This window comes from Iamia sp., from assembly GCF_035575815.1.
In the GTDB taxonomy this organism is placed as follows: Bacteria; Actinomycetota; Acidimicrobiia; order Acidimicrobiales; family Iamiaceae; genus Iamia.
Window position 1 is genome coordinate 1 of the sequence record NZ_DATLXO010000115.1, and the last position, 2,771, is coordinate 2,771.

At 74.3% G+C, this 2,771-nt stretch carries 3 protein-coding genes and 1 pseudogene; 1 reads left to right on the forward strand and 3 read right to left on the reverse strand.

Annotated elements, in window-relative coordinates:
• Positions 1-132: 132 nt before the first annotated feature.
• From ccsA to ccmA, 3 genes are all read right to left on the reverse strand, one after another.
• A complete protein-coding gene (gene ccsA / locus VNL12_RS12055) occupies positions 133-957 on the reverse strand; it encodes a cytochrome c biogenesis protein CcsA (RefSeq protein WP_325594863.1) in 825 nt (274 codons plus the stop codon).
• A gap of 71 nt (positions 958-1,028) precedes the next feature.
• Positions 1,029-1,697, reverse strand: coding sequence for a heme exporter protein CcmB (locus VNL12_RS12060; RefSeq protein WP_325594865.1), 669 nt, complete (start codon positions 1,695-1,697; stop codon positions 1,029-1,031).
• Positions 1,687-2,349 carry a heme ABC exporter ATP-binding protein CcmA gene (gene ccmA, locus VNL12_RS12065; RefSeq protein ID WP_325594867.1) on the reverse strand — a complete coding sequence of 221 codons (663 nt, stop codon included), beginning with the start codon at positions 2,347-2,349 and terminating at the stop codon, positions 1,687-1,689. Before ccmA ends, VNL12_RS12060 begins: the two co-directional genes overlap by 11 nt.
• Positions 2,350-2,396: 47 nt before the next feature.
• On the opposite strand from ccmA, the pseudogene VNL12_RS12070 reads away from it, so the two are divergent.
• Positions 2,397-2,771, forward strand: a pseudogene (locus tag VNL12_RS12070) (hypothetical protein); the annotation flags it as partial.

Consider the following 2,771-nt stretch of genomic DNA (forward strand, 5'->3'; position numbering starts at 1 on the left):
ACCGGCGCTGGTCCTCGGGGACCTGGCGGGCCAGGCGGCGACCCCGCTGGGCGCTGCGCATCGCGAGCAGCCCGACGGAGACGAACACGACGACCCAGGCCAGTGCGACCGAGGCCCAGGCGGCGAGGGCGATCACGACGCTGCTCCGGTGGGAGTGGGTCCGGTGGCCGGCGTGGGAGACGGTCCCGTGGTGGAGGCGCCGGACGCCCCGGCCTCGGCCCGGCGCTCGGCCAGGGCCAGGTCGAGCCCCAGGTCCTCGACCCGGTTCTCGAGCCACAGCACGCGGAAGCGATGCAGCATCAGCCAGGCGTAGAGCGCCATGAACACGCCCATGCCGAGCATGAGGCTGAAGAGCATGGTGCCCTCGATCTGCGGGTCGAGGCGGCTGATCGTGGGCCCCTGGTGGAGCGTGCGCCACCAGGTGGTCGCGTAGTGGCAGACGATGGTGGCCGGGCCGAGCAGCAGGCCGACGACGGCGGCCAGGCGGGATCGGCGGCCCCGTTCGAGCGGCAGGCGCCGCACGGCCAGGTACCCGAGGACCAGGAAGAACAGCACCGCGGTGGTGGTGAGCCGGGCGTCCTGCCACTCCCAGTAGGTGCCCCAGGTGGGCTCGCCCCACAGGGCTCCGGTGACGAGGGTGGCGAAGAGGAGCACGGCGCCCAGCTCGGCCGAGGCGTGGGCGACGAGGTCCCACCACTCCGAGCGGCGCAGGAGGTAGCCCACGCTGCCGGCCACGGTGACGAAGAAGGCGAGGAACGCGATCAGCGCGGTGGGCACGTGCATGTACATGATGCGGACGACCTCGCCCTGACCCGTGGGCGCGCCGTTGGCGTCGACGCCCACCGAGGCGCCGTCGGGGCCGGAGATCACGAGGCCGAAGAGGACCAGGAGGCCGATCCCCGCGAGGGTCACGGCGCCGAGCACTCGAGTGGCCTTGGAGGCGGTCGTGTCGTTCATCAGCGCTGCAAGTCCATACCGCGATCGCCTCCCCTGCCAAGTCGGGCGCGAAGGTCCTCGGTCACCGCTGGTCAGCCGTCATCGAGCAGGATCCCGAAGGTGGCCACGCCGGCGGCCAGGTAGGCCGCCGCGAACAGGGCCAGAAGCCCGAGCCACCGCCAGCCCTCGGAGGCCACGCCGTCGCTCGCCGCCGCGACGGCCTGGGTGGCGGCCAGCAGCAGGGGGGCCAGGGCCGGCAGCAACAGGAGCGGCAGGATCGTCTCGGCCACCCTCTGCCCGGCGGCGAGGACGCCGTAGAGGCAGCCCACCGCGGCGAGGCCCAGGGTGGCGAGCAGGCCGGTCGACCCGAGCAACAGCGGGGACGTCAGCGGGGCGTCGTAGAGGACCAGCACCCCCAGGGCGAGGAGCAGCTCGAGGGCGACGAGCTGGATCGCCACCGAGGCGACCTTGCCCAGGAAGATGCCCGCCGGGTGCAGCCCGGACAGCCGCAGGGCGTCGCGCACCCCGTCGGCTGCCTCGAGCGAGAAGGCCCGTTGGACCGCGAGCAGCGTCGAGAGCAGGACGGCGACCCAGAACAGCCCGGGGGTGGCGTCGCGCAGGACGTTGCGGTCCGAGTCGAGGGCGAAGGCGAAGAGCAGCAACACCAGCAGCGCGAAGGGCGCGATCTGGTTGAGCGCGACCCGGCTGCGAACCTCGATGCGGAGGTCCTTGGCCGCCACCAGGCGGGCATCACGCCACATCGCTCTCGCCCCCCACCTCGCGCACGTGCCCGCCGACAACCTCGACCTGGCGGTGGGCCACGGCGGCGGCCCGCTCGAGCTCGTGGGACGAGAGCAGCACGGTGACCCCGGCCGCCGACGCATCGCGTATGAGCCCGTCGACCAGGTCGCGGCCGGCCTGGTCGAGCCCGGCGTGGGGCTCGTCGAGGAGCCACAGCTCCGGGCGGCGGGCGACCAGCACGGCCAGCGACGTCCGCCGGCGTTGACCGGCCGACAGCCGCCCCACCGCCACGCCCCGCAGGCGCCCGGCGAGGCCCAGCCGGTCGAGGGCGGCCTCGACATCGGCGCGATCCGAGCCTGCCGCCCGACCCCAGAACCGCAGGTTGTCCTCGACGGTGAGGTCGTCGTAGAGACCCGACGAGTGGGCGAGGAGGCCCACCCGGCCCCGCACCCGTCGCCGGTCGGTGCGCAGGTCGCACCCGAGCACCCGGGCCTCACCGTCGATGACCGGCACCAGCCCGGCGCAACACCGCAGCAGGGTGGTCTTGCCCGCCCCGTTGGGCCCCTGCAGGAGCACCACCTCCCCCGGGTCGATCACCAGGTCGGCGCCGGCCAGGGCCGGGAAGCGACCGACGAGGGCGACGGCGCCGCAGAGGTCGACGGCGGGCTCCATGAGGGCGCGCAGGCTACCGGAGGGCCACCCTCACCTAGGCTTCGAACATGCTGACGTCTGACGCCGAGGCGGCCGCCGCCCAGCCGGGCGATGGGCCCTCGGCACCCCCTCTCCCCGAGCCGCGTGGGTCCCGTCTTCGGGTGGCGCGCGCCGTCGGCGCGATCGGGCGCCTGATGATGACCACCGGCGTGGTCGTCCTCCTGCTCGTCGTCTACCAGCTGTGGGGGACGAACATCGAGAACGGCCGGGCCCAGGGCGAGCTGGCCGACGAGTTCGCCTCGCGCCGAGCCGATACCCCGACGGCCGAGCCGCCGACCACCACCGAGACGCCGACCACCACCCGGACGCCGGCCACCACCGAGGCGGCACCTTCGGCCACCGCGCCGATCGAGGTGGCCCCGACCGTCGCTCCACCCGCGCTG